Origin of the sequence: Neobacillus niacini, from assembly GCF_023715785.1 — a bacterium.
GTDB lineage: Bacteria > Bacillota > Bacilli > Bacillales > Cytobacillaceae > Neobacillus > Neobacillus niacini_E.
The window spans coordinates 71798-98631 of sequence record NZ_JAMBOX010000007.1; the positions used below are offsets into that span (position 1 = coordinate 71798).

Here is a 26834-nt window from a genome sequence, read left to right on the forward strand (position 1 = left end):
TTAAAGGAATAATGTAGCGTTTACACATGCAGCGTAGTTGAAATGGCGTCTGCTGCAATATTTCTATACTGTGTAGGTGTTAGCTTAGTAACTCTTTTAAAAATTTGAACAAAGTATTTATAATCTTTGTAACCTACCATTTCTGAAACTTCGAAAATTCTATAAGGTGTTTCTTTTAATAAGCTTTTTGCTTTAGTGACCCGCACATCATGCAAATAGTCATTAAAATGCTTTCCTGTTTCTTGTTTAATTAATTGGCTGAAATAATTCGGAGACACGTTAATCACATCAGCGATTTCAGTCGCTTTTAGGTCACTTGAATAATGTTCATTGATATAGGCGATTGCTTTCTTTACTAGCCATCTCTGACCATCATTAACAATCGATTGCCGGTATGAAACATATTCCTTTAAATCTTCAAGAAACACCTTTTTAATTTGATTGTAGGAATTATAAACCGTTACATTTATTTGATTGACCCTGCTGGATTTCCTGATTACCTGGAATTCGCTTAACAGCTTTTTTTCAAGCTGCTTTAATGCTGTCACGACATCTTCTAAGGACCATTTATTTTCTTTAAAATGGGTGAATAAATCTTCAGCAAATTGTTGAAGTTGCACTTCATCATTTTCCCATACCTTCTTTAATCCTTTTTCAAACATGTCCGAATCCAGGATTTTTGGTCCTAAAGTTGGCAGGATCTCTTTAGCCGTATATACGGTTCTATTCATATAGGGATGTGCCTTCAGGGCAGTAAGTAATTCCAGAAAATAGTTGTTTATTTCATTAAGCGATTGAAAACAAGATGATAGACATAGATAGATCGGTTTCTCCAGCTGTCTTTCAACATTTTTTACAATCTTACCCAAAATATGAAAATCAGGCTGTTCTTCTTCAGAAAATTTACAACACGTCACCAAACGGTTTTCACTTATAAATACAGAAGCGGCGAGAATCCCTTCTTCAATAAGATTTTCCTCAAACAAGCTAACCCACTTATTTTTAAGTATTTGCTGTTCAGTTTCATGTAAGGGCATCACTGTTTCCGAAAAGTCCCTTATTTCGCTTCCTATTAAGCAATACCTGCTAGACAAATGATCTTTAACGGGTATATGAGTAAGCTGCGTGTCTTTTCCCGTTATCGACCAATATTCAACTTGCCTTAAGATAGATCGAAATTCATTTTTCTTTTCAAGGATCATTTCTGCTTGAATGTCTGAAATAATTTTCATCAATTCGTCAATATCAACCGGTTTTAGCAGATAATCCTTTACACCATATTGGATCGCCCGTTTCGCATACTCAAACTCTCCATAACCACTGATAATGAGGATCTTTATATGCGGAAAGTGGTTATGGAGATGCTCTGACAATGACAATCCGTCCATTACAGGCATTTTTACATCTGAGAGAACCAAATCTACCCTATTTTCTTTAATCATTTTCAAAGCTTCCTCACCGTCAAATGCTGATCCCACAACTTCTACACCGATTTGATTCCAAGGTACCGTCTGCATCAGACCTTGACATATGATTGGCTCATCATCAACGATTAACAACTTTAGTTTTATGAGGATCACCTTCTTTTTTTGAAACTTCCCCTTCCACCGTACTCTCAATGTACGGATGCACAATTCTCAACCAAGCTCCCGGAGAATCCTTTTCTTTTATGGTAATACTCCCGTTGTCACCAAACGCCAAATTTAGTCTTTCCTGAATGTTTTGCAGTGCATATCCTTTCTGAATGAAACTGCTGAAATCATTTGTGGGGAAACCTTTTCCGTTATCCATAACATCTATTACCAAGTGTTGATTCTCACGATAGCAGCGAATATAGATTTCACAATTTGAACGCCTAATTTCAAAGCCATGCGTAATACTATTTTCTATTAACGGCTGAATGATTTGCTTTAAAACAACAGCCTCTAACACTTCATAATCATAATAAACAATACAATGTAATTTACCCCCCAACCGCCTTTTCTGCAATTCTAGATAACTTTGGCTGTAGGTTAATTCATCTCTAAGAGAGACCCATGGTTTCCCCTGGTTTAAACTAATCCGAAACATTTTGGACAGTAATTCTATTAATTTGCTTGTTTCAATCGCTTTTTCAAATCTTGCTGTCCATCGAATCATATCCAGTGTGTTATAAAGGAAGTGTGGATTAATTTGACTCTGTAACAATTTTAGTTCTGATTCTCGGTTCCGAATCACCATCTGATATTCATTTTCAATCAAGTTCCTTACTCTTTCTACCATTTTATTGAATTGTAATCCCAATAAACCGATTTCATCCTTCGACTTCACATCGACACGGGCTAAAAAATTCCCGTTTTCTACTTGTTGAGTTTGCTTAGCTAAATCCTGTATACGCTTAATATGAAAGTGATAGAACCCTAGTAACGCTATAACCCCTAACATTGTTAGGACGATTGTCATGATTCGGATGGAGTCTTGGATTGGGATAATTCCCTCCGCAACAGTTGATTCATTTACCATTCCAACAACAACAAAATCTGTCCCTTCGACAGGTTCTGTAATCACTTTATATTCCACACCATTTTTTGAGTAATCAAAAATTTCAGGCTGCACATGATTTTTCTGGACTTCTGTCTTAATCATAGGATCAGGATAGGAAGATCCCATATAATTGGAATCAGGATGAAGCAAAACGGTTCCGTTTTGGTTTAATACAAATATTTCTCCATATTTACGAAAGTCGATATCAATTAATTGGTAGAGTTTATCCGCATCCAATCGGATCGTTACCGTACCCAAAGGAGTGGTAAAATCATTGATATCGTTAATGACACGATATAAACTAAGCACTTTATATTCTCGTCCCCAGTAATCCTGTATTCGATAGACTCCACTCCAATAGATTTTACCTCTCAATTGAATGGCATTCCGATTCCATGTTTCCTCATTGTTTTTTCCCAGAGGGATTCCAATATCTATTTGATTTCCATCATTGCTCTCAAGGGAAATGGAGTTTAGGTACATCTTTGAGGTGAGATGAAATGTAGCAAATCCCTTAAAATGATTTTCTAGCTCATTTAATCGCGTGCGATTTTCAGGAATATTGGGGGTATTCAAAAAATCCCTTATATCTTTACTGTAAATCATATAGGAAGAGATGTCCTCTATATCAAACGCCACGGCAGAAATATTCTGGTCGATTTTTTCAAGATGGCTTTTCATATTATGGACGGCCTGTAACTGTACTGCCTTATTAGCCTGCGAATAGATATAAAGGCTAAAACAGAGCATTGGCAATATGATGAGAATGATAAATATAAATAGAAATTTCCAATGAAGTTTCCATTCAGAAAACACGAACAGCATACTTAGATCCTCTCTCTCATCATCCTAATAAAACGATTAACCTTTTACTGCTCCTGCCGTCATCCCTTTTACAAGATGTTCTTCCATAAGCAAATAAATAATAATGGTTGGGATAATGGCTAGTGATAATCCAGCCATCTGCGCTCCATAATTTGTCGTATACTGTCCCGCAAAATTAGCCAATCCCAATGGCAATGTTTTTAATGATTCATCATTGAGCAGGACTAGAGCAAACGAAAACTCATTCCAGCAATGAATAAAATTTAAAATGACAACGGTTGCCAAAGCAGGTTTCGTCATTGGCAAAATGATCGACCAAAAAATTCTAAAAACACCGCAGCCATCCATCACTGCCGATTCCTCTATTTCAGTAGGAAAACTCTTCATAAAGCTAACTAATATAAAGATTGTAATTGGCAGATTAAATGCAATGTAGGGAAGAATTAAACCAACATGTGTATTTAATAATCCCAGATTTTTCATTAGTAAAAACAAGGGGACTAATGTTGCATGGATCGGAATCAGTAGTCCGAAAATAAAAAAAGAATACATGATTTTTCCTGACCTAAACGTAAATCTTGCCAAGAAATACGACGCAAGAGCACCCAAAAATACTGTAATCGCAACGGATACAAACGAAACTATTAGACTATTAAAAAAATAGGTATTTAATTTTGCTGTTTCCCAAGCAATCTTATAGTTCTCAAATACCCATTGAATCGGAAAACCAAAAGGATTTTGGGAAATTTCAACATTTCCCTTAAACGAGTTTAAGAACATCCAAAAAATAGGGTAGGCATTAACCAATGCATAGATTACCAACAATAGATAAATGATCGACTTCTTTGAGTATTTTCGAACCTTTAACTGTTTTTCATGCAAAGATATAGTTGACTGTTTTTCATAGACGGTTTGCTCCAACTAAAACTCCTCCTTTCCATCCCTTTACGTCTCTTTCCTTTTTAATACTAAGGTAGATACATACACCAAAAGCAAGCTAAAGAAAAAGATAAATAAAGATAAGGCACTTCCATATCCATATCGAGTTGAAGAGAACGTTTGATCAAACATGTACATAGCCAGAACTTCTGTTGAATGTCCCGGTCCACCTGATGTCATAACATAGATGAGGTCAAACGTACGAAGACTGCCGCTAATACAAAGAATAACTGCCACAATAATGGAGTTCCTCATCATTGGGAGGGTAATATAGCGAGTTTTTTTCATTTCTGAGGCACCATCGATTTCAGCTGCTTCGTAAATTTCTTGTGGAATATTTTGCAATGCCGCCAGGAAAATAATTAAATAAAGGCCTACAAATTGCCAAACCATCGTAATACAAACAGAAATCATCGCCCATTTTGGGTCTCCAAGCCAATTTTGCGCCAAGTTCTCTAAACCGACTGCTTCCAGCAGCTTATTGAATAAACCTCGTCTTGAGTTATACATCATCCCCCAGACAAGTGAAATAATGACAGTTGAAATGACAACAGGCATAAAACCCAATGTTCTGAAAATTTTTCCGCCTTTTAATTTTCTATTTAACAACAATGCAAAAAATAAAGCAATCGGTATCTGTCCAAAGACAGACGCGGCCACAACCAATAAGTTATTTTTTAAGGATGACCAAAAAATAGGATCTGTTAGGGCTTCCCGGAAATTTTCTAAACCGACAAATTTCATATCCGTAAATCCATCCCAGTCCATTACAGAATAATAGAAGGAAATAATAATCGGTACGATGGCAAAAAGCAAATATATGACCAGGGCAGGAGCCAGCCCAATAAATATTGGCCATTTATTTCGACTTAAGATGTGCATGCTCTTCCCTCCTTAAATAAGGAGGAAATCAAGGATCACCATTCCTCGATTTCCACCCCATGGATTATTTTTGTTTATCTACTGCCTTTTGGAGTTTTTCAGCCAATTCTTCCGGAGACATCGTTCCTAAGGTTACTTCCTGTAGCCCGGTGTTTAGAATATCTGTTACATTTGTCGGTAACGTTGCATCGTAAACAGGGACTAATTTATGACTAACTAGCTTAGATACTTCTTTTAATAATGGGCTTATACCAGCTGGAGGCTCAATATTGGCTGGCACCAATACATTCGCCTTCAATAATTCAGTAAAATACTCTTTAGAATAGAAATACTCAAAGAATTCTTGTGCGGCCTTTAATTTTTCACCCTTTAGCTCACTATTGAGTGCAATTCCTGTACCGCTTACAGCAGATACAGCCGCTGGGTCACCCTCGCCGCCTTCTACTTTAGGGAATACAGCAATACCTACATTTTTATCAGGAGCATCTTTTAATAGTGGTCCAAGAGACCAGGCACCGTCAATCATCATGGCAGCTTCGCCCAATACAAACAGATCCCTATGTTGTACATTATCAATGGAGTTGAAATCTTCATTAAAAGCCTTCAAATCAGCTAGTTCTTTTATAACCTTAACAGCTTGTATAAACTTCTCATCGGTAAATTTCTTGTCGCCGCTATCCAAAACAGATGACAAGAATTGATCACCTGTTAACCGATCCCCAATCGTACTAATATAAGAAGATTGTAATATCCATTGTGCTTTGTTTCCAAGAGCGATTGGGATAATTTTCTTGTCGTTTAACTTTGCAATTAGTTTCTTAAACTCTTCATATGTGTTAGGAAATTCATCATAACCGACGTTTTTCAGAATATCTTTGTCATAATAAACAAGACTTGTTGGTGTAATGCTTCCAGGAAGTGCATATTGTTTTCCGTTCATACGATAGTCACCAAGTTTTTCTTCAGGAAGCAAATCACTCCAATGGCTTAGCATATCATCGATTGGCTGTATCAATTTTCCATCTACTAGTGGTTTAAGTTCAGCTCCTGGCCAAACTTGAATTAAATCAGGAAGCTGTTTGCCGGCAGCCTGAGTTTTCACCTTTACTTTGTATTGATCATGTGGAATATTTTGCTGCTTTATCACAATATTGGGATGCTCTTTCATAAACGCTTCAACCTGTTTTTTGCTTGCTTCAATTTGCGGAGAAGGATCGGTCCAAATATTCCAAAATGTCAATTCTATTTTATTCCCATCTTTCGCCGAAGCATTATTATCACCAGAAGCTTGGTCACTTCCTTTTCCAGAACATGCAGTCATCAAAGCCAAAAGAAAGGCCATCATGACTAAAAAGCTGCGAGATTTCATCTTTTTCAACATTTTTATCCCCCTATTACCAATTGTTAAACGCTTACATTGGTAATTGTACCCGCTTTCAAAAATATTGATAATCCGAAAAATCTAAGAAAATATCCTAAATTTCCACACATTATTCAATATTCAGTAAATAAAATTTAAAAGATAAAAATTAGGGGTAATTGAAGATCTTTACCTTTGCGCTTATCATTTAATAAGTCTTATATTTTTAATTTACATTCAAATGACTTTTACTAGTTCCACCTTTTACTATATTGTTTCTTATGAAATGCTCTATTTCTTTATCGGAAAAGCCCATTTGCGCTAAAATTTCCTCTGAATGTTCACCTAGACTTGGAGGGAGGGTAAACTCTTTTACTGGATTTCCTTGTATTTTAATCGCAACACCGGGAACCGGCACATCAATACCATCAGTCGTTAGAGTTTGAATCATTTCTCTATGTTGGATTTGAAGATTATTTATGACCTCCTCTAAATTATTGACCGGGCTACTGGCGATTCCCTTTTGTTGTAAAAGTTGAAAGGCTTCCTCTTTTGTATGTTTAATCGTCCATTCCGAAATCGTCTGATCCATAATTTCTCTGTTTTTGAACCTTCCATTTTCGTGGAAGAATGGCGAATCACTTTGACCCCATTCACTTTTACCAATTAGCTTAGCCAACTCAATCCACTTTTTCTCTGGGGCATTAATATAGGCTCCCAAAAATACATACCCATCCTTTGTCGGGAATGCTTTCGAATATTGAAAACGGTCACTCATTCCCCACCGTTGTTGTTTGATGCCATGTAGTTTCGCTTCAGCGATGCTAAAGCCTAATAATGAAACTACTCCATCAAGCATACTTATATCCACCATGCGGCCTTTTCCTGTTCTTTCTTTATGAAACAAAGCTAACATCGTCCCTAATGTCGCTTGCAAACCTGCAATATGATCGGCAATAAAAAATCCAACATAGGTCGGCGGACCATCAGGATGTCCTGTTAATTCCGCTAATCCGCTCATGGACTGAATGACTCCATCATATGCTCCATAATCCCGATAAGGGCCAGTCGTTCCAAATCCAGTAATATGCACCATACTAATTTTAGGATTAATAGCAGAAATAGTATCATAACCAAATCCTAATTTTTCAGGTACATTGGAACCATAATTCGTAACTAAAACATCTGCCGTTTCTACTAGACGGTGAAGAATTTCTTTCCCCTTTGAACTTTTCAAGTCTAATGAAATACTTCTCTTATTCCGATTTTCCGAGGCAAAATACAAACTGACGTCATCTTCCATCGGGGACGAGGTTCTTCCCACTTCCCCTTCTATTCGTTCAATCTTTATGACATCTGCACCATAATCAGCAAGCATTTGGCTGCAATAGGGACCAGCAATATAATGGGTTAAATCCAACACTCTTACTCCAGATAGAACAGTCATAAATGCCACCTCATTTTAATAAATTCATTTCTATACATCATTCCTCGTTTGCTGAGCAGGAATCGTTGCAATCGCCCTAACTTTAGAACTCACAAGCGCTTTGCCACTGAGTTCGTTTTTGCGGAAGTTCCCAGGAGACGTACCGACAATTTTTTTGAACGTCTTAATAAAATGATAGATGTTATTGTATCCCACATTACTGCCAATTTCGGCTATATCCAAATTAGAGTTAACCAGTAACTCCGCGGCTTTATCAATTCGTACTTTATTGTGAAAGAGATTAATTGTCATACCAGTATTTTCTTTAAATGTTTTGCAAATATAATTTTTGCTATGACCAACAAACTGTGCAAGGTAGTCCAAAGAAATCTCATTCTTATAATTTTCTAGGATATTTTCTTTAATTTGTTCCACCACTTTTGACTTATGAGGATTTGCCGATATTTCAATTTTTTGACAACGAATCATATAGTAGAGCGCAGCTATAAATGTATGCGTTGCTATTTCTAGGTACCAAGGAAGTGTGTCAATTCCTTCTTTAAAAACGACCTCAAGCATTTCTTCAATCTGATTGGACCCCTGGCACACAATTGGAATCCTGTTTAGACTTTCTTGAAACTCATTATCGAAAACAACATACTTTACTTCCAACATTCGTAAAGGTTTACCATCTACATCTCGGGTGTTGGATATGCCGTGAATATCATTTGGTCTTGTAAAAAGATACATCCCCCGCCCCATTTTTACGGTATCATTTCCTACGATAAAATCGCCTTCTCCACTTATACAATAGTAAATCTGATAGTATTCATGTTTATGAGGCTGAAGACTGCTGCCTAACGGATATTCACTCTTAGCAAGCCAAAGTATATTGATCATTTGTTTATTCATTTATCTAATCACCTTAAAAATATTTTAGTATTATACTATTTCTTTACTCTCCTCTCAAATTCCTCTAAACAAGTTCATCAAGTTGTAGCCCCTCCGCTTATAATGAGACACTGACCCGATATGAAGCTTGCATCATCACTGGCAAGAAACGATACAGCGCTGGCAACTTCATTCGGTTGTCCAAGTCTTCTTAAAGGGATTAGCTTCATATGTTCCGTGATGATTTCTTGAGGAACATTGTTGTACATGTCCGTTTCAATATATCCAGGAGCAACACAGTTCACTATAATATTTTTGGGCCCGCCTTCCTTCGCAAGCGTTTTTGTAAATCCTATTAACCCTGCTTTTGAGGCGGCGTAATTAGCTTGTCCTGCATTACCAAATGCAGATACCGATGAGATGTTGACGATTCTTCCATAAGCCTGATTTCTCATGATCGGTATGACGTATTTACAAAGGTGGTAGGGTCCCTTGAGATTCACATTTACAACAGCATCCCATGCATCATCAGCCATCTTGTGAAACATGCTATCTCTTGTGATACCAGCATTATTGACAAGGATGTCAACCGAGCCAAAACGTTCCACAGCTTGAGCAACAGCAGTTTTTACTTGTGCTTCATTTGATACATCACATTGAATAGGCAGAACTTTATCTCCGACTTCACCAAGGTCCGAAATCAATTGTTCCAGGAGCTTTCCATCATATTCAAGTACTGCAACTCCTTCAATACCGTCCACCAAAAAGCGGTTGACGATTGTTTCACCGATCCCCTTTCCACCACCAGTTACAATCGCGTATTTTCCTGACAATTTCCCCATAATAATTCCTCCCGTAGACGAAATAGTTCAATGAAGCTAGGTATTTTTTATATACTGGAATAGAGAATGTTCAGCATTTTATGCTCAAACAGTTGCTTAGGGCAATATAAGGTATGCTGCGCCACAAAATAGGAAAGCCTGTTGGTCGGATCGATCAACGCCTGCACCCCGCCGAGACCACCCCAAGAGAAAGAGTTCTCAGGAACAAGCCTTAGTGCTGCCGCAGAGTCCATTGCCACGGACACACCCAGTCCATATCCGATCCCTTCGGACACGACCATTTCCCGATAATCGCTAAGACATTTGCCTTTAAGTTGGTTTCTGCGCATGAGATTGATGGTATTTTCACTGATAATCCTGGCGCCATTTTTCCCAATGCCCCCGCAGGCGAGGGCATCAGCGAATAAAATGTAATCCTCTGCAGTCGTTATCAGTCCTCCGCCACCGCTTTCGTGCCTTAATCCGGCAGCACCAATACAATCACTGCTTACCCGTACAACCGAGCCTGTTTCATAGCTATACTGGTACTGAGGAGCAATTCTTTCACGTTTTTCCTCCGGTACGGAAAAACCGCTATCCTCCATTCCAAGAGGGTCAAAAATGTTCTTCTTTAAATATTCTCCAAACGACATTCCGGAAACGACTTCAATCACAGCCCCAAGTACATCATGGCAATAGCTATAATTCCAGCCTTCACCCGGTTCAAATAGAAGAGGTTCCTTTGCCAGTGCCTGTACGAAATCCCGAGTATTGAAATCTCGTCCGGTATCGGCCATCAGTTTCCGCATTTCCGGAGTATCCAGTTCGTAGCTGAGACCTGCGCACATGGTAAACAGGTCAACGATGCGAATATGCCGGGTTGCCGGTTTGATGACGAAGGTTCCACTTTTGACCTTCATATCCTTGAATTCCGGCAAGTATATATAAAGAGGGTCGGTGAGGAGAATCTTTCCTCTCTCGACAAGTTGCAAGGCGGCAATGCAGGTGATCATTTTTGTGGCTGAATATATGTTATAGAGAGCCTTTTGCCTCATCGGAATACGATTTTCAATATCGGAATACCCCGCCGCATAGCGGAAAATCAACTGATGATCCTTATAAACAATACAATCAATGCCTGAAACACCAAGCTCGGGTACCGTGTCCATAAAGTTTCGAAGCACATCAAAATTTGCCATGTTTTCCTCCCGAAAATTATTAGGAATATTTGAAGGTGGGAAGATGGGATCTCGCTCCCGCCGACTTCACCTTCGTTACTTTTTAATACAAGCTACATAATCATCTTATTTTCAGTAGAACCTTCATCTTCAAATAGTAAGCAAGCTGTTATAGTATTCTTTGAGGTTTGGATTAAACTTGGATCAAGGCTCTTACATTTTTCCATTGCAACAGGGCAGCGTGTATGAAAACGACAGCCTGTTGGAGGGTTTGCAGGGCTTGGCAAGTCTCCTTTTAAAATAATCCGCTCTCGATCCCGCAGCTTTGGATTAGGTAAGGGAACGGCTGATAATAACGCCTTGGTATAAGGGTGATGCGGGTTTTCAAATAGCGCCTCTTTTTCGGCCAATTCTGCTATTCTACCTAAATACATGACGGCAATTTTATCACTAATATGCTTGACCGCTTGAATCCCGTGAGCGATAAATAGATAGGAAAGACCCATATCTTTTTGAATCTCTTTTAATAGATTTAAGATTTGGGCTTGAATGGATACGTCTAATGCGGAAACGGGCTCATCACAGACAATCAATTTTGGCTGTAAGGCAAGGGCGCGAGCGATCCCGATTCTTTGTCTTTGTCCCCCTGTTTTTTTCGCCTCTTTATAGCTAACTTTTTTATGAAGAACAATCGATTCCGCTATTTGTCTACCAATCGGGTGTACCGGGTTTAGAAGGCTGGAAGGAAAGTTCAAAGATCTGTTTTAACTTACTTTGATCCATTTGTTCCCAGATCGGATCAAAATGAGTAAAAAGGAGTGATTCATCCTTATTTGTACCGACTAATACCGGAATATCGTTTGCATAGCCTTCCTCCAGCACTTTTTCTGGCTGCTCGGGAATGATGACGTCATCTCCAACAGGGCCGAATGCTGTTCGTGGAAAAATGGTAATGGCCTGTAGGATCGTTTCTGCAGGAATCGTCTCTAATGCTGACAAGTCTTCTAGATTCACCTGAAGTTGAGCGAGCAGCTGTTCCGTCATTTTTTTAGCTTTTTCAGCTGATACCTTACATCTGGCCGTACCGCTTTGCAGGATGGCTTTATGGTAAAGCCCTTTTGCAATCGGCATGGCGAACTAAACTCCTTGGCTGCTCTCACCCCTGCCCATGATTCTGGTTCTTGTGGCGGACGAAATCCGAGCGTGTTAATTGGGGTGCTGCATAAGGTATACCTTTCCAAACAGTAACTTCTTCTTCTCTTATTCCTTCTACCAAACCGAAGCGGGTTTTTGCCAAAATGACAGACATCTTACTCCCTCTATTACATTAAAAATAACAAAAGTGGAACATTTATCTTCCATTTTTCAATCTTGCTAGAATACAAGTAATCGCTTTCTTTTTTCTGATTGTATCTCCATGCCCATTTACCAATAAGGGGGCCGGCTAGATGTGTATGTATATCTATTTCTTACAACTTCGTTTCATTGTTGTTTAGCGTAACTAATAGAGCAAACGGAAGTTGTCATATCTTAAAGCGGTTTTATTTTTTTCAATTAGAGATAATAATTTTTATCAAAATGTAAACCTTACAAATAAATCACCACCTTTAAAGCGTTAAAACACCTGGATAATATATGACAATTTTTATCATCAGTTATCCTATATTAACCAGTTTTATTTTTTTAATTTTTCCACTTTTTTTAAATAATCTGACTAATTTAACAACAATATAACATGTGTTATATTTTTAAGTCAACAATAAAATTGATATATATTAATCAATAATTCCGAATAAGATTTACGTAAAATATTACTTGTTCATTTATATACCAATGCCTGCCCACACCTCTTTATTTTAGCTAGAATATGGATTTATCATTTAGATTTTACTAGTTATTCACTTTATTTTTGATGTATTGTAACTTTTGATTTTGTTGATTTATAAATTTATAGAGAAACATTCAATTGAAGCATTTCTTGGATGATGAAGACTTTCTGCTGGGGATCTATTTGGAATGTTGGCTTCCTATTTATCGGAGGGTCGCTATTGGAATTAAGGGAATATTTTTGGGGACTATTACATCAGTATCCTGGAAAAATGGAATGAGCAATATTCCGTTGAGCAAGGATTCCATACTGTTAATGAAAAAACTGGAGTTTTGGCTAAAAGGAGTAGAGACTGGGCCTGCTTACACACAATATGCTGTTGAAACAAGCGAATATTTTTTTAAAGGATTATGAAGAGCAATTGAAGCAAGGTAAAGACCCAGAATTTAATTCAACAAATTTAGGAATCAAGAATGCTGAATTTTGGGCTAATGGTTATCAATCAAAGGACCAAGAGGAAAAGAAACGTGTTGCAAACTAGGATAAATCAGTGGTTGCAGTAAAAGCAGTTGTAACTAAGGGCACACTCGCACTTTTGCTGGTGTGCCCTTTTCTTCTGGCTATTTCTTTTTTCTCTCTTGTGCTTGTAATGCTACTCTTTCAAGTCCACTATTCGCAAATTCCACATCTGTTTTTGGCATCGCAGGATTTTTCTTCAACTCGTCATTCTTCCTCTTTGACATGTCTTCACCACCCCAGGAAGCTTGTTACATTCGCAAAATTAGTTTAGCTTGTTTTTTTCATACTATACATTTATCATGTTGACACAATAAAGAAAAAGCTTTCTTGATTTCCTTAATATTGGCTGCCTTATGCTATAATTTGGAGGGTAAAATAAAGATAGAGGTGACCAGTCTTGGCAATACATGTTGTACTATACCAACCAGAAATTCCCGCTAATACGGCAAATATTGCACGCACCTGTGCCGCGACCGATACAGCCCTCCATTTAATCCGGCCGCTTGGCTTTTCCACGGATGAAAAAATGATCCAACAAGCAGGTTTAGATTTCTGGCATTCTGTAAACCTGACGTATTATGATTCATTGGATGATTTTTTCTCAAAAAATCAAGGTGAGTTTTACTATATTGAAACGTTTGGTGAAAAACCACATTCATCCTTTGATTTTAGTGATGCATCAAAGGAACATTATTTCATGTTCGGAAAAGAATCGACAGGCCTGCCAAAAGATTTGCTCAATAATAATAAAGATCACTTTATGAGAATCCCTATGAATGATCATGTTCGTTCGCTGAACCTTTCAAATACAGCGGCAATATTGGTGTATGAGGCTATGCGCCAGCAAGCATTTCCCAATTTAAAATAGCATAATCTAAACACTCTTCTAAGCAAAAATTTAGGGCACATCTACCGGGGTGCCCTTTTTTCCAGTTCCGAGCTCTAGTTTATTTTTTATTGTCCCACCCGACTTTTTCTTATTTTATTTTGGATAAATATTTGATAGAATAAGATGTTATTTTAATATAATATTTACAATGGAGGTTTAAGGCTTGAATCGGTTAACGAATAAGGAAATCCTGTTTATTGGCTTTATGTTGTTTTCCATGTTATTCGGAGCTGGAAATTTGATCTTCCCGGCTTATTTGGGGCATGTTGCCGGCGAAAATGTTTGGCTTGCTGTGGCAGGTTTTATCTTTTCCGATGCTGGCCTTGCGTTATTAGGCTTTATCGCGATTGCCAAAGCAGGAACGTTTGAGGCTTTGGTGAATAGAGTTCATCCGGCTTTTTCTTTTCTGTTTCCAATGGTGATTTATATAGCAATCGGACCGGGACTTGCCATCCCGCGGGCAGGAAGTCTGTCATATGAAATGGGTGCAAAACCCTTTTTACCAGAATCAATAACCTCATCACCGATTGGTCTGTTGGTATATACCGTTGTCTTTTTCTTTTTGGTCTTTTGGTTTGTCAAATCACCATCTAAATTAATCGACCGGTTTGGCAGAATTCTGACACCGTCTTTATTACTTTTAGTTATCATTATGCTGATCAAAGCGTTATTTACAGATTTACCTGGATTTAAAGAAGCGTCTTTCTCCTATAAAGACCATCCCATTTCACAGGGATTTTTAGATGGATATCAAACCATGGATGCTCTTTGTCCATTACTCTATGGCATTATGTTTGCCAATATTTTTAAAAGCAAAAACATAACAAAGCAGTCATTACAAGTAAACTATTTGGTCAGATTTGGACTTGTGAGTGGCCTGCTGTTAGCGTTCTGTTATGTGATTATTGCCTACCTTGGAGCATCTGCCTCGTTGCCGGATAAAGTGGATAATGGAGCGAATGTATTAAGTACGGTTTTGGTACAGTTGTTTGGAGAAGGCGGAACGATTGTTTTAGGAATTATTTTTACCTTGGCTTGTCTGAGTGTTTCCATCGGATTAATCACATCCTGTGCCCAATATTTTTCAAGTGTATTTCCAAAATTATCGTATATCAGATGGGCCATCATCCTTTGTTTGGCGAGCGGTTTTGCTGCCAACATGGGGCTGTCGCAAATCTTAAAAGTGTCTGTCCCGGTGCTTGGATTCTTGTATCCAATCGCCATTACCCTAATCATGCTGGGACTTTCCCATGATGTGCTACCATATCGCGGTCGGCCGGTCTATGTGATGACTATTGCCATGGTTGGATTATTCAGCATATTGGATATCTTTAACTCGACATTTTTCCATGGTTCGTATTCAAAATTATTGGCACTTGTCCCCCTGCAAACTCAGGGCTTCGGCTGGGTGATTCCCGGATTAATTGGATTAGCCATAGGAAGCATTCTCCAAACGGTCCAACGCAAGGAAGTAATGGCTGAAAAGAATGCCGCATAACCTTGGAGCCCGACCGCATTGCCTGTTATATTTTTGAGAAGAAAATATGAAAAATAGAGTAGCCATGAGATGGGCTGCTCTATTTTTTATACAGAAAGTTACCAAAATCCACGGTTTTTAGGCTTAGCTAATAGACTCTTTTCGCCCCGACGTAATATTTAGCCCAATACCCGACATTTAATGGTTGAACGTCAATCCCCTTTGAGTTAGTTGCTGATATAAATTGGTTGTTTCCTATGTAAAATCCTACATGAGAAATGGTTCCAGATGTATTTACGGCAAAGAAAACCAAGTCTCCAGGCTGCAGCCGAGCACGGTCGATGGCTGTCCCGGTTTGATACAACCCTGCTGAGGTATTACGTGCCATGTTGACACCATGCTGATTAAACATGTAATAGACAAAACCTGAACAATCAAACCCTCTTGGTGTCACTCCTCCCCACAAATAAGGAACGCCGAGATAGTTATTTGTGTCTTGAATCAACTTCTTTTTAACGACTGCATGGTTAATTGCTGTATTCGTAGCTTCATTAAGTTTGCCTGTTATCGGAAGACCATATGCCGCTTGGAAGTTCTTTATGGATTCCGTTGTTGGGTCGTCATATCTTCCTGTCACCGCGGGAACGGAATAATACCCGAGAATTTGCAAATTCCTTTGAACCGCTGCCAATACCTGATCAGGTGCTGTGGTTGGCACAGGTGTTGGTGCGGAGACCGCCGGAGCTGTTGGGATTTTTAATACCTGTCCCACTTTAATGAAATCGCTTTGTAATTGATTTGCCGTTCTCAAGGTATCGACATCTATTTTATATCTTGAAGATAGTCCCCACAAAGTATCTCCCGCAACAACGGTATACTCCGTTCCTGTTGTTTTGGCGGGCTCGGATGGAACGGCCGGAGTCGGTACGCCTGTTTGGGTCGTTGGAATGATTAAGGTTTGACCGATAGGCAGCATCTCGCTTTGTAATTGATTAGCCTTCCTCAAGGTATCGACATCTATTTTATACCTTGAAGATATCCCCCACAAAGTATCTCCTGCAGCAACCGTATGGGTTGAAACTGTCTTGTCTTGGGGAGGTGTCTGAATTGCGGCCTGGGCCTGTCCATTGGCCGTCCCTCCCCCGATTATTATGGGAATAATCAGGGTTTGACCAATAAATGTTGCATCACTCTTTAGGTTATTAGCCTGCTTAATTCCCGCCACACTCGTTCCGTATTTTTTTGCCAGCACCGTTAAATAATCCCCTGTGCCTACCGTATGAAAAGCCATAGGGATAATCAAAAGCTGATTTACTTTCAACATATCCGTTGTTAGTAGGTTTGCTCTTTTGATATCATCAACCGTTATCCCGAATTTCTTGGAGATTCCCCATAATGTGTCTCCAGTTGAAACATGGTAATAGATCGAGTCTGCCTGCGCCGTCTGCGCAGGAGCGCTACCATTTGAATCCTCCGCATGGGCAGTGGATGAATGGGTAGTTAATGGAATTGTAGTGATGGCTACCCCTCCGAGGATCACTTTAATAGCGGCTACCTTTAAATACGGGTACTTATCCTTTATAATCTGCTTTGCCAAAGCGGTAATATCCTTTTTTTCGCTCGGAACGGTCCCTAATTCAGTCGCAAACTCCGTAAATTGGCCATCAAGGTGGAGGATAAATTCAAACTCATCCCGATCGGGAGCGATCTTCTTTATCTCATAGCTTTGAATGTTTTCCATGTATAGCCTTCTCCTTTGCCTCATTAAAAGTGTCTGTATATTCTTCTCGAAAAAATTTTGATTACAACCTTAAAGAGGTTTTTACCGCATATTACCAATCGGTTCACATAGGTCTAAAGGCTCAATATAGCCACTTTATTTCCTCTTCTGAATGAATAGAATTTTTCAAGAAATAATAGCAAAGGAATTTACAAATTTGAGGTGGTTTAGTGGACATAAGACAATATGAATTAATCCCGGATCGTAGCGGATTTACATTGGTGGTTTACCTTGATCCACATTTGGAGGAGTTTGCTAATGAGCTAAGGCCCTCCTCTTCCAGTAAAGCAACTCTCCAGGTACAAATCCATGAATTAATTAAGGACAAATTCCCATATATACATATTACAGCCGCCAAGGTGATGGTTGGATCCTTTTTAATCACAACCATTTATTTCGGTGCAGACGCTTTAAAAGCAGGCGCGGAAACGACTGCTGCAGGCCAAGTGGAGATGACAGGACAATATGATGTATATAAAGTGCAGGCCGGTGATAGTTTATTCGTTATTGCAAAAAAGTTTAATGTAACAGTGAAGGATATTAAAACGGTAAACAAGTTAACGTCGGACACAATTTATGTAGGACAGGCATTAAATCTGCCCTATTATACATATACAGTCGTTGTCGGAGACACGCTGACCCAGATTGCCAGGAAGTTTAACACGACCGTGGATAGCACTCGCTCCTACAATCAGCTTTCGAGTGACTTCCTTTCGATCGGGCAAAAAATGAAAATTCCAAGAATCGTGGAGCCAACAACAACTGTAACGCCGCCGGCAGTTATTAAGGCCTGGCTCACATTGATCCAGGCCTTTTATTAATGAATTTCAATCCGTTTTAAAAAATCAGACAGCTTTTTTCCGGACCAAAATAAAAAGAGCAAGCAGTTTATTCCCGACTGTTGGCCCTTTGCTAAATATGACTCTATTTAAGATAATGAATTGAGAAACTAAAACGTGATGAGTAAGGAAACTCTAAATAACTCGAATTCTACCAACTCTTCTATTACGATGACGGTCCTTATTATCCTGAGCTCTTTGAGAATCTGGAATTCTTGGAAACGAAATGAGTCCAGCCTTATATAGAACATATCCGACAAAGGTAGTAAAAATCGTGCTGCCGATTAGAAACCAGATGAACTTTCTGCCAACAGAACGCATCATATTTTCACCTCTTTACCCTCTCATTGGTGATAATATGATGAAATCATTTGTTTTATGTCGGCATATTCAACTCTACTCTAGTTTCATAGATGAATAGTTTCTGCCTGCATTGAATGTGAGTTTTTCGAAATCCAAGTTTAACCTACCTCCTTGGAGCGTTGACTGGCCATCCTCCCCATCGCAACTTTTACCGCATAAAGGACAGGAACCCCAAGAAGTGACAATCCAGCTAGCAGTCCAAATACAGAGACAGCATCCCCATAGCCGAAATGATCCAATAAAAGGCCGCCCAGTGACGGGCCGATGATACTTCCAATTTGCGTGAATCCCATCGCCCCAAAGTAAGTGCCTCGCAAATCTGATTTTGCGATGGAATCAATAAAGGCATCGGTCATGGCAAACATGAGAATTTCACCAATGGTAAAAAGAATGATGACTGCTCCCCAAGACGGAATCGACTCCGCAAGTGAAAAAGCAAACACCCCTAGCGCACAAAGCATATTTCCTATCATAATGGAAACAATCGGCGAATACTTTTTCCCTATTTTTAGCAGCGGGTACTGCAAAGAGATCACCGTTATCGCATTCAGGATCAAGAAACCCGAAAACATGCCTGCCCCTTTATTCTGGCCAAATGCTCCAGAAAGGAACTGAGGCAACGTCGAGTTAAACTGTGCATAACCTGTTGTGGCAAGAATGATGCCAAGCAACGACATAAGGAGTACCTTATCTTTCCTCACTGCCATAACTGCTTCGGAAAATGTAGCTTTCTTTTGCGAAGGCATCTGCACAGTATTCTCCTTGTACCCGGTCTTGCTAAAAGTGAGCACAAGCGATAGCCCATAGATGATATATACACCAGCTGCAATAAAGAATAGGAAAGTCGTTTCCGATGAGCCGAAATAAAAGCCAAGCATGGGTCCAAAAATAACTCCAATATTGATAGCGGTATAGCGCAGGTTAAAGATGGCCAGCCTGTTCTTTGGCTCAGTAAGGTCAGCAAGAAGAGCTCTCGATGCCGGTTCAAACACGGATTTACAAAACCCGTTCAGAGCATTGGCAAGAAAGAAGCCAGCAACAGAATCAGCCACCCCGAAGAGGGCAAAAACAGCTGCCCACAAAAAAACGGATAAAAACAGAATGATTTTCCTGCCAATCCAATCGGATAAATAACCGCCGGCAAAACTAGTACAAATCCCGACAAGGGAACTTACTGCAATAATTATCCCTGTTTGAGACGGGGAAACGTGCTTGACTTGAGTTAAGTAGATCGCCAGGAAAGGAATGCTCATTGAAGTGGCCATCCGTCCGAACATGGTGCCGACCAAAACATTAATGGTAAGCGGATGCAGATTTCGCAGATTCTTTATCAAAATACACTTCTCCTCTATAAAAATTCAAAACTACTGTTATTTCTTTGATAATTATCAGTCCACAGAAACATTCGTAAAAGGATAATATTCCTTTGCTCCAATTCCTCTCTAACATCTATTTTTCAATAATTTCGGTAAAAAAATAGAATTATGCAAATCATATCATAAAAAAGACCGAACATGCAGTAACATGTCCGGCCCTGCATCTTAATTATATTATGTTACCACATAATATTATTGTCGTTCACATAATATATTCGCCTTAACCTTACCAACTACAAGTTCGTCTAATCTTGGCATAAGCCGCCCGATTCATGTAGAACCACATGACGTGAGAATTGATTTACTGGCCAGTTTTTACACGTTATCTTGCCTACTTTTTCAACATTTTTAGATATGTGTTGGATATCCAACACATCCAAGAAAGTATTGGTGTTTTTAGATGATAGGATCCACTAAACTAGTATTTAGATTCCTCCAGGGTCATTTGGGGAATCATACTTTACAGGGAGAAAAAACAATGTCTTACGTATTACAAGTGGATTTTAAAATGAGTGGACCTTTCGGTGATGAGATGGCCGAGGCATTTTCGGACTTAGCAAGAAGTATTAATGAAGAAAAAGGATTCATGTGGAAAATCTGGACAGAGAGTCCTGACACAAATGAGGCCGGTGGAATTTATATGTTTGAAACAAAAGAAATGGCCGAAAAATATTTAGACATGCACTCAAAACGATTGACTGGATTCGGAATAACAGAAGTAAACGCAAAAATCTTTGCTATCAATGCGAGACTTACTGAAATCACGAATGGTCCAGTAAAATAAACTTTAAAGATTTGATATCACATGATATCAAATGAAAAAGGGAGTAGAGTGCTACTCCCTTTTTCATACAGCCAAATCATCCTAATGCCACATCGAGAATCATCATTAATACAAAACCAACCATTAAACTCATAGAAGCCAGATCCTTATTGCCTTTTTCTTGTGAGCTGGGAATGACTTCTTCAGCAACAACAAAAATCATGGCTCCCGCGGCAAAACTTAATGCATAAGGCAATAATGGCTCAATAAATGATACAGCAAATGCACCAATAACAGCGGCAATCGGCTCAACCATCCCTGAAAATTGTCCGTACATAAAGCTCCTCCTACGTGTCATTCCCTCCCCTCTTAAGGGCATGGCCACCGCTACTCCTTCAGGTAAGTTTTGAATGCCGATTCCTAAGGCAAGTGCCAAAGCACCCGCTAACGAAGCTTCTGTTCCCACATTGGCAACGGCGCCGAAAGAAATTCCGACCGCCAACCCCTCTGGGATATTATGGAGGGTGATGGCAAGGACTAGCAATGTACTTCTTTTTCTCGCTTTAGGATAAAATCCCTCCGCATGGCTAAGTGGAGAATTCGGATGAAGATGAGGCAGAATCTTATCAATTCCCCATAAAAAAACCCCACCCAATATAAATCCAAATGCTGCTGGAAACCAGGCTCCAACGGCATGGTCCGCTGACATTTCGATTGCCGGTCCCAATAAGGACCAATAACTGGCTGCAATCATGACACCTCCGGCAAATCCTAACATGCTGTCTAGTAATCGCTGGTTTATTGTTTTTGTTGCAAAAACAAGCGCAGCCCCGATCGCCGTCATTCCCCACGTAAATAAAGTAGCGATAAATGCTTGTCCTATAGGACTAAAATGTTGAAAAAAATGAACCATGAAAACGAATGTCCTCCAACTCCTTTGTTTTAACCCGTATTTTAACCAATACTTGTTCCATTTAGCCATTTTTCCAAACTAAAAAGATCCTTCCCTTTACATCGACCATTCAACTATATCCTTGTTCATCATCTCTTTGTAATGATTGTAGTGAAATAGTAATTCAAAGAGGACAAGCATTGACGCATAAGTATGGAAAAAGTAAAACCTTTTTTTAAAAGGAGGATTTTTCGATGGGTATCTAGTGAAAATTAGTTGTAAGGTAAAGGGGCACGTTTATGAAGAAACAAATGAGAGACCAGATGGCTTTGGATACATTGCTACCTGGTTGCAGCGCGACTTACTTCGGGCTGTGCTCTCTGTCTATATATTGGCATGTCGCTTGTGAATACGGGAATGGATCCGTATGAAATATTGGGAAATGCTGCCCCATTTGCGAAGGCTACTATATTATGTGGTGGGAAAAAAGAGAGTTGGCGTCTGCCAACTCTCTTCCTAATCTCTTTTCACCCCAACCGCCATCCAAATCATAAAGCGGATCTAGGTAATCGAAGGCAGGCTGATATCAGATAAACTAAAAAACCAATACCGATTAAGGAGACAAATGGCACAAATGGTGTAACCTTTTAACCTTGAAGCCATATGGCTTGCTGTGCCCAGCATTGCCCTTAGGATTTCATGGTATTAGGCAAGAAAAGTGCAATTTCAGGGAAAATATAGATCAATATAATAAGAATTACAATAGGTATTATGAAAATTAATGCTCCCTTAAAAATATCCACTAATTCCAAATCATCGGAAACACCTTTTAGGACAAAGCAATTCATTCCGACAGGAGGAGAAATTAAGGCCATTTCTACGACGAGAACAATGACGACTCCAAACCAAACTAAATCAAATCCTGCCATTTCGAGTACTGGCATAAGAATAGGTATGGTAACTACCATCATCGCTAAAGAATCCATAAGTGCACCTAATATGATATACATGATAACGATTAATATAAATATCATTGTTGGGCTAAGATCCTTCTCAAATAGAAAATCTGCAAGTAAAAAAGGCAGCCGAGTAATAACCAAAACATAATTTAATATGAAAGCGCCCAATAAAATGGCAAACATAAAACCTGTTGTTTTAATTGTGCTTATAATTGCTTCAGAAAATTTACCAAGTGTTAGTTTCCTTCTCATCAAACCAATAATAAATGCACCGAAAGCACCAACACCTGCTGCTTCAGTAGCTGTGAATAATCCGAGATACAGGCCGCCCAATACAATGAAAAACATGATAATAATACTTAAATTGGACCTTAGAGAAATAAATCGTTCTGTCCAGCTTACACTCGCATCTACTTTGTTTGAAACCAAATTTGGCTTTACAATTACAGTAATGATAATCGTAAGCATAAACATAGTGGTCAATAATATTCCAGGAATGATGCCGGCTGTTAAAAGTGCACCAATGGACTGTTCCGTAATCATTCCATAAATGATAAAGGTGGTACTTGGGGGAATTAAAATGCCTAATGCACCACCAGCCACGATGGAACCGCCAGTTAAACTTTTACTGTACCCTGCTTTTAACATTTCCTTTGAGGCAATGACCCCCATTGTCCCTGTATTGGCTACACTCGAACCAGAGGCAGCTGCAAACATCGCCGATGATCCAATCGTCGCAAGCCCTAATCCTCCCTTAAATTTTCCAAACCATTTGCGAAATGTATCAAACAATTCCTCACTTATACCTGCTGTATATAAAAAATTACCCATCAAAACAAATAAAGGTATGGTTGAAAGCGTGTAGCTATAACTCTGGTACCATACTATACTATCAATAGATGTCATCAGGGTATTAAATCCCTTTAGGTAGATGATGGCTAAAGCTGCAGGAATTGCCATCGAAATAGCAATGGGGATTCGAAGGAACATTAGTATAAAAACTGAAATAATTACGATAACGCCAACCATCTCAACTGACATTTTCTCACTCCCTATGAAAAGCTTCGAACTGATTTAATGAACCTTAAGAGGGACTCTAATCCCCAACCACAAAAACCAATGATGATAAAAATCTTAAAAGGATAAAAGGGAATTTTTAATAAATCAGAAGCCTGCAAAAAATTTATTCTGGTAATAAAAATCCAACAAATTAGGAAACAAAACGAGGTCATTAGTAACTGCGAAAAACAACTTATTGCAACTTGGATACGCGGGGGAAGTTTATCTACAATTAGCCCGATGGAAATATGCGAATCAGATTGTTCCGTTAGTGCAAGTGAACCCATAATGAGTAATACCATCGTAAACTGTACCAACTCAATATCCCCAATCACAGGATGTCCTGTGGTTCTTGAGATGGAAAAATAAGTAACTGCTATCATCATAATAATAAGGGTAATATAAGATACCCATTTATTGATGTTAGTGATGAGGTGTATAACTTTTATTAAAAGCTGCATGCCTCTACCTTCTTTCTTTAAAAAAGTTCAGAACGGAAGAAGGATCTTTTGAATAGATGGCTGACTTATTCAAAAGATCCTATTCCAAATGTTTTAGTTAAAAATAGCACCTACTCTATTTACAGCTCAAAAAGGTAGCTCAACGCCTTCTTTTTCAATTAATTTCTCAAATTCCTTTAATATCTCGTTACCCGAATAACCCTTTCTGTTTGCTTCCTCCGCCCAGTGATTCCATATTTTCTCGCTAGGTTTTTTAAATGCCTTTAATTCCTCACCGCTTAATGTAGTCACCTGGCCACCCTTGCTTTTTACTTTTTCACCATACTCTTTAATGGCTGAATCCGCTTGGCTTTTGTACATTTCGCCAGTCATCTCCCCTAACTTAGGGCCTAATTCTTCGACAAATTGTTTTTTAAGGTCGGCAGGCAGCTGGTTAAGAGATTCTGTGTTTATTAAAAACACGAGCGTCGTTGCACCTAAGTCAATTTTTGTTAAATAGGGGGCAACCTCATATAATTTAAGGCCAACTGCACCAACTGATGTGTAGGTTGTTTGGTTAACTGTTTTCTTTTCTAAAGACTCATAAATTTGTTCAAGACCCAGGGATACAGGCACTGCCCCCCAGCCTTTTACAGTTTCGATTCTCTCTGCCCCTTGAGCAATAATTTTCTGTTCCTTAACGTCCTTTATAGATTTTACTGGCTCCTTACTATACAACTGATAAGAGTCCGTAGAAGATATCGTCAAAAGCGTTGCTTCTTTAAAGGCATCTTTCATATATTTGTCAGATAGTTTTCCCAAAACCTTTGCCTTAACGATGGGATCTGTAATCCCAAATGGCAAATCACCTATTGTTAATGGGTAAAGATTACTGTCAAGATGAAGGCCCGGGCTTACATAACCAATATCATATACAGCTCCCTTTATATCGTCATAAGCGGTAGCCAGGGTTCCAAGAGCGCCACTATTATAAATTTCTATCTTTACTTTGCCATTTGTTTCTTTTTCTACAAGATCAGCCCATGGCTTTACAACATCTGTATGAAATTTATGGGTAGCTGGGATTTGTATATTAAAGCTTAGTTTGTATACATCTTTCTCTCCGGAATTATCCTTTGAACTTGTTTCATTTGCTGACTTTCCACACCCTAGTAAACCAATTGAAATAGTGAGTATTAGGGTAATCAAAATACTAAGTTTTTTTGCCATTGTAGGCTTCCTCCCCATAAAAATAAGGATTTTATTTTCACTCGTAAAATTGTAAAGCAAAGTGTATAATTTCTTCCAAGTCTTGAAACAAATTTATTCATCAAACGCATTTAAAGCATTTACACCATGTGCCAAGGCAGAACCAGCTTTTAATGCAGTTGCTACCAATATAGCCTCCGCCACTTCTTCCTTACTGGCTTTCGATCTTTTTGCTCCTTTAGTATGGATATCGATACAATATGGACAGCCTGTTGTATGGGCAACGCTAACTGCAATGAGTTCCTTATCCTTTACACTGAGCAATCCGGATTTCAATGCTTTTTTATCAAAATCTACAAATGAAGCAAATACGTCCCCATTAAGATCTGAGAACTCTTTCAACCTACTAAAATAGGATTTCTTATACAACTCCTCTTCATCTATGTTGTCGTAGCTATTTAGGGCATTTACTCCATGTGCGAGCGCCGATCCTGCTTTTAGTGCAGTTGCAACCATAATCGCTTCAGCCATTTCCTCTTTGCTTGCTCCCAGAGATTTCGCTTTTTTCACGTGTACATCAATGCAATAGGGACATCCCGTTGTATGAGCAACAGCTATTGCGATTAACTCTTTTAATTTTGAATTTATCACCCCGCCCTTTAATGCCAGGTAATCAAATCTGACAAATGCCTTAAACGTATCAGGAACTAAATCGCTAAATTCCCCTAGGCGTGAAAAATATGATTTTTTGTATAAACAGTCATGACTCATTTTTTATTTCCTCCCTATTCATCTTAATAAATGATTTATTTTTTCTTGCTTGAAACAAATTTATTTATTTCTTCCCTTGCTTCCCCATAAAGCATCATCTGTTCCTGTAGTTCCGGCTCATAAAAGAGAAGATTTTCAAATCTCGGGGTTGCTGCATTAACAATCTTTTTGGTTAGTCTAATCGGTGAAAATGGACTTCGGTTCAACTTGCCTATTAATTCTTCCGTTGCTGCAGCTAAATCTTGTAATGGAACTACTTTGTTGACCAACCCAATTTTTAAAGCTTCTGTTGCATCAATTGCATCACACAACATAATAAACTCCTTAGCCTTAGCGGGGCCGATCAAATTGACTAATCGAGGTGTCCCCCCTCCCGAGAAGAATAACCCCCGTTCAACCTCAGGGAGACAGGCCGTGGCATGGTCCGCCATAATACGGAAATCACATACCATTGCTAGGGCCAAACCCGCTCCGTACATGGGGCCATTTATCGCTGCGATAGTGATTTGATCAAGAGAATCAAACTTTCTTAAAAACTCCTGTCTTGATAGTTGATCTTCCCTTATAAAAGAACGGCTAAAAGAGTTATTCTCTATTCCTTGCAAAACCTCATTCATATCGGCACCAGCCGAAAAGGCTTTGCCGTTTCCAGTGAATACAATAAATTTATAATCTGTATCTTTACGAACTTCAGTTATTATGGAATCGAGTTCTTCGTTCATTTGTTTATTCATGGCATTCGCTTTTTCAGGTCGATTGAAAGCAACCTTTAGAACCGGTTTACTCCATTCTACTGATATCGTTTGATAGTCTTTCATTTCATCC

The 26834-nt window shown here is 38.9% G+C and carries 26 protein-coding genes; 5 read left to right on the forward strand and 21 right to left on the reverse strand.

Annotated features, from left to right (window positions below; translation table 11 throughout):
- Positions 1–20: 20 nt before the first annotated feature.
- The 11 genes from M3234_RS14180 to M3234_RS14230 all read right to left on the reverse strand — a co-directional run bounded on the left by M3234_RS14180 (position 21) and on the right by M3234_RS14230 (position 11976).
- Positions 21–1634, reverse strand: coding sequence for a response regulator transcription factor (locus M3234_RS14180; protein ID WP_262305345.1), 1614 nt, complete (start codon positions 1632–1634; stop codon positions 21–23).
- A complete protein-coding gene (locus tag M3234_RS14185) occupies positions 1546–3348 on the reverse strand; it encodes a sensor histidine kinase (protein WP_262305346.1) in 1803 nt (600 codons plus the stop codon). The genes M3234_RS14180 and M3234_RS14185 overlap by 89 nt, the downstream gene beginning before the upstream one ends.
- 36 nt (positions 3349–3384) lie before the next feature.
- Positions 3385–4269, reverse strand: a complete 885-nt coding sequence (locus M3234_RS14190) for a carbohydrate ABC transporter permease (protein ID WP_262305347.1) — start codon at positions 4267–4269, stop codon at positions 3385–3387.
- A 24-nt stretch (positions 4270–4293) separates the two neighbouring features.
- Positions 4294–5169: a carbohydrate ABC transporter permease gene (locus tag M3234_RS14195; protein WP_262305348.1), complete on the reverse strand. Its 876-nt coding sequence runs from the start codon at positions 5167–5169 to the stop codon at positions 4294–4296.
- A gap of 64 nt (positions 5170–5233) precedes the next feature.
- Entirely contained in the window at positions 5234–6550 is a 1317-nt protein-coding gene (locus M3234_RS14200) for an extracellular solute-binding protein (RefSeq protein WP_262305349.1), read from the reverse strand.
- A 205-nt stretch (positions 6551–6755) separates the two neighbouring features.
- The gene (locus M3234_RS14205) at positions 6756–7976 is read right to left on the reverse strand and encodes a CaiB/BaiF CoA transferase family protein (RefSeq protein WP_285858457.1); all 1221 of its coding nucleotides are present in this window, start codon (positions 7974–7976) and stop codon (positions 6756–6758) included.
- Positions 7977–8006: 30 nt separating this feature from the next.
- Complete coding sequence (locus M3234_RS14210; RefSeq protein WP_262305350.1) at positions 8007–8867, reverse strand: AraC family transcriptional regulator; 861 nt, start codon at positions 8865–8867, stop codon at positions 8007–8009.
- A 77-nt stretch (positions 8868–8944) separates the two neighbouring features.
- Positions 8945–9688, reverse strand: a complete 744-nt coding sequence (locus M3234_RS14215; protein WP_262305351.1) for an SDR family oxidoreductase — start codon at positions 9686–9688, stop codon at positions 8945–8947.
- A gap of 47 nt (positions 9689–9735) precedes the next feature.
- The gene (locus M3234_RS14220; protein ID WP_262305352.1) at positions 9736–10866 is read right to left on the reverse strand and encodes a serine hydrolase domain-containing protein; all 1131 of its coding nucleotides are present in this window, start codon (positions 10864–10866) and stop codon (positions 9736–9738) included.
- 92 nt (positions 10867–10958) lie between these two features.
- A complete protein-coding gene (locus tag M3234_RS14225; RefSeq protein WP_311315657.1) occupies positions 10959–11600 on the reverse strand; it encodes an ABC transporter ATP-binding protein in 642 nt (213 codons plus the stop codon).
- Complete coding sequence (locus M3234_RS14230) at positions 11554–11976, reverse strand: carboxylesterase family protein (protein ID WP_262305353.1); 423 nt, start codon at positions 11974–11976, stop codon at positions 11554–11556. The genes M3234_RS14225 and M3234_RS14230 overlap by 47 nt, the downstream gene beginning before the upstream one ends.
- A 1070-nt stretch (positions 11977–13046) precedes the next feature.
- Here M3234_RS14230 and M3234_RS14235 point away from each other — a divergent pair.
- Entirely contained in the window at positions 13047–13214 is a 168-nt protein-coding gene (locus M3234_RS14235; protein WP_396953953.1) for a hypothetical protein, read from the forward strand.
- A gap of 79 nt (positions 13215–13293) precedes the next feature.
- Here the strand turns inward: M3234_RS14235 and M3234_RS29310 are convergent, their stop codons facing one another.
- Complete coding sequence (locus tag M3234_RS29310; protein WP_285858458.1) at positions 13294–13416, reverse strand: hypothetical protein; 123 nt, start codon at positions 13414–13416, stop codon at positions 13294–13296.
- A 173-nt stretch (positions 13417–13589) separates the two neighbouring features.
- On the opposite strand from M3234_RS29310, the gene trmL reads away from it, so the two are divergent.
- Positions 13590–14060 carry a tRNA (uridine(34)/cytosine(34)/5-carboxymethylaminomethyluridine(34)-2'-O)-methyltransferase TrmL gene (trmL, locus tag M3234_RS14240; RefSeq protein WP_262305354.1) on the forward strand — a complete coding sequence of 157 codons (471 nt, stop codon included), beginning with the start codon at positions 13590–13592 and terminating at the stop codon, positions 14058–14060.
- A gap of 184 nt (positions 14061–14244) precedes the next feature.
- Positions 14245–15579, forward strand: coding sequence for a branched-chain amino acid transport system II carrier protein (brnQ, locus tag M3234_RS14245; RefSeq protein WP_262305355.1), 1335 nt, complete (start codon positions 14245–14247; stop codon positions 15577–15579).
- A 127-nt stretch (positions 15580–15706) separates the two neighbouring features.
- On the opposite strand, the gene M3234_RS14250 is transcribed toward brnQ, so the two are convergent.
- Entirely contained in the window at positions 15707–17299 is a 1593-nt protein-coding gene (locus tag M3234_RS14250; RefSeq protein WP_262305356.1) for a C40 family peptidase, read from the reverse strand.
- Between the two features lie 209 nt (positions 17300–17508).
- On the opposite strand from M3234_RS14250, the gene M3234_RS29560 reads away from it, so the two are divergent.
- Entirely contained in the window at positions 17509–18159 is a 651-nt protein-coding gene (locus M3234_RS29560; RefSeq protein WP_262305357.1) for a LysM peptidoglycan-binding domain-containing protein, read from the forward strand.
- A 153-nt stretch (positions 18160–18312) separates the two neighbouring features.
- Here M3234_RS29560 and M3234_RS14260 read toward each other — a convergent pair whose 3' ends face one another.
- Together M3234_RS14260 and M3234_RS14265 are read right to left on the reverse strand one after the other, a co-directional pair.
- On the reverse strand, positions 18313–18501 hold the full coding sequence (locus tag M3234_RS14260; protein ID WP_262305358.1) for a hypothetical protein: 189 nt from the start codon (positions 18499–18501) through the stop codon (positions 18313–18315).
- A 137-nt stretch (positions 18502–18638) separates the two neighbouring features.
- Positions 18639–19874, reverse strand: a complete 1236-nt coding sequence (locus M3234_RS14265; protein ID WP_262305359.1) for an MDR family MFS transporter — start codon at positions 19872–19874, stop codon at positions 18639–18641.
- A 520-nt stretch (positions 19875–20394) separates the two neighbouring features.
- Between M3234_RS14265 and M3234_RS14270 the strand changes: the two genes are divergently transcribed.
- Positions 20395–20700 carry a monooxygenase gene (locus M3234_RS14270; protein ID WP_262305360.1) on the forward strand — a complete coding sequence of 102 codons (306 nt, stop codon included), beginning with the start codon at positions 20395–20397 and terminating at the stop codon, positions 20698–20700.
- A 76-nt stretch (positions 20701–20776) separates the two neighbouring features.
- On the opposite strand, the gene M3234_RS14275 is transcribed toward M3234_RS14270, so the two are convergent.
- The 6 genes from M3234_RS14275 to M3234_RS14300 form a co-directional block, all read right to left on the reverse strand.
- On the reverse strand, positions 20777–21592 hold the full coding sequence (locus M3234_RS14275) for a ZIP family metal transporter (protein WP_262305361.1): 816 nt from the start codon (positions 21590–21592) through the stop codon (positions 20777–20779).
- Between the two features lie 668 nt (positions 21593–22260).
- A complete protein-coding gene (locus tag M3234_RS14280; RefSeq protein ID WP_262305362.1) occupies positions 22261–23571 on the reverse strand; it encodes a TRAP transporter large permease in 1311 nt (436 codons plus the stop codon).
- 11 nt (positions 23572–23582) lie between these two features.
- Positions 23583–24050 (reverse strand): TRAP transporter small permease, encoded by a 468-nt coding sequence (locus tag M3234_RS14285; RefSeq protein WP_262305363.1) that lies wholly within the window; start codon positions 24048–24050, stop codon positions 23583–23585.
- A 126-nt stretch (positions 24051–24176) separates the two neighbouring features.
- On the reverse strand, positions 24177–25259 hold the full coding sequence (gene dctP, locus M3234_RS14290) for a TRAP transporter substrate-binding protein DctP (protein WP_262305364.1): 1083 nt from the start codon (positions 25257–25259) through the stop codon (positions 24177–24179).
- A gap of 93 nt (positions 25260–25352) precedes the next feature.
- Positions 25353–26009 carry a carboxymuconolactone decarboxylase family protein gene (locus M3234_RS14295; protein ID WP_262305365.1) on the reverse strand — a complete coding sequence of 219 codons (657 nt, stop codon included), beginning with the start codon at positions 26007–26009 and terminating at the stop codon, positions 25353–25355.
- A gap of 35 nt (positions 26010–26044) precedes the next feature.
- Positions 26045–26827: an enoyl-CoA hydratase/isomerase family protein gene (locus M3234_RS14300; protein WP_262305366.1), complete on the reverse strand. Its 783-nt coding sequence runs from the start codon at positions 26825–26827 to the stop codon at positions 26045–26047.
- Between the last annotated feature and the right edge of the window lie 7 nt (positions 26828–26834).

Excerpts from the sequence above, each read along its gene's own strand:
- M3234_RS14185 (WP_262305346.1), bottom strand. The coding sequence starts at position 3,348 with ATGCTGTTCGTGTTTTCTGAATGGAAACTTCATTGGAAATTTCTATTT.
- M3234_RS14195 (WP_262305348.1), bottom strand. The coding sequence starts at position 5,169 with ATGCACATCTTAAGTCGAAATAAATGGCCAATATTTATTGGGCTGGCT.
- M3234_RS14200 (WP_262305349.1), bottom strand. The coding sequence starts at position 6,550 with ATGTTGAAAAAGATGAAATCTCGCAGCTTTTTAGTCATGATGGCCTTT.
- M3234_RS14205 (WP_285858457.1), bottom strand. The coding sequence starts at position 7,976 with ATGACTGTTCTATCTGGAGTAAGAGTGTTGGATTTAACCCATTATATT.
- M3234_RS14210 (WP_262305350.1), bottom strand. The coding sequence starts at position 8,867 with ATGAATAAACAAATGATCAATATACTTTGGCTTGCTAAGAGTGAATAT.
- M3234_RS14215 (WP_262305351.1), bottom strand. The coding sequence starts at position 9,688 with ATGGGGAAATTGTCAGGAAAATACGCGATTGTAACTGGTGGTGGAAAG.
- M3234_RS14220 (WP_262305352.1), bottom strand. The coding sequence starts at position 10,866 with ATGGCAAATTTTGATGTGCTTCGAAACTTTATGGACACGGTACCCGAG.
- M3234_RS14230 (WP_262305353.1), bottom strand. The coding sequence starts at position 11,976 with ATGCCGATTGCAAAAGGGCTTTACCATAAAGCCATCCTGCAAAGCGGT.
- M3234_RS14235 (WP_396953953.1), top strand. The coding sequence starts at position 13,047 with ATGCTGTTGAAACAAGCGAATATTTTTTTAAAGGATTATGAAGAGCAA.
- M3234_RS29310 (WP_285858458.1), bottom strand. The coding sequence starts at position 13,416 with ATGTCAAAGAGGAAGAATGACGAGTTGAAGAAAAATCCTGCGATGCCA.
- M3234_RS14250 (WP_262305356.1), bottom strand. The coding sequence starts at position 17,299 with ATGGAAAACATTCAAAGCTATGAGATAAAGAAGATCGCTCCCGATCGG.
- M3234_RS14260 (WP_262305358.1), bottom strand. The coding sequence starts at position 18,501 with ATGATGCGTTCTGTTGGCAGAAAGTTCATCTGGTTTCTAATCGGCAGC.
- M3234_RS14270 (WP_262305360.1), top strand. The coding sequence starts at position 20,395 with ATGTCTTACGTATTACAAGTGGATTTTAAAATGAGTGGACCTTTCGGT.
- M3234_RS14275 (WP_262305361.1), bottom strand. The coding sequence starts at position 21,592 with ATGGTTCATTTTTTTCAACATTTTAGTCCTATAGGACAAGCATTTATC.
- M3234_RS14280 (WP_262305362.1), bottom strand. The coding sequence starts at position 23,571 with ATGTCAGTTGAGATGGTTGGCGTTATCGTAATTATTTCAGTTTTTATA.
- M3234_RS14285 (WP_262305363.1), bottom strand. The coding sequence starts at position 24,050 with ATGCAGCTTTTAATAAAAGTTATACACCTCATCACTAACATCAATAAA.
- dctP (WP_262305364.1), bottom strand. The coding sequence starts at position 25,259 with ATGGCAAAAAAACTTAGTATTTTGATTACCCTAATACTCACTATTTCA.
- M3234_RS14295 (WP_262305365.1), bottom strand. The coding sequence starts at position 26,009 with ATGAGTCATGACTGTTTATACAAAAAATCATATTTTTCACGCCTAGGG.
- M3234_RS14300 (WP_262305366.1), bottom strand. The coding sequence starts at position 26,827 with ATGAAAGACTATCAAACGATATCAGTAGAATGGAGTAAACCGGTTCTA.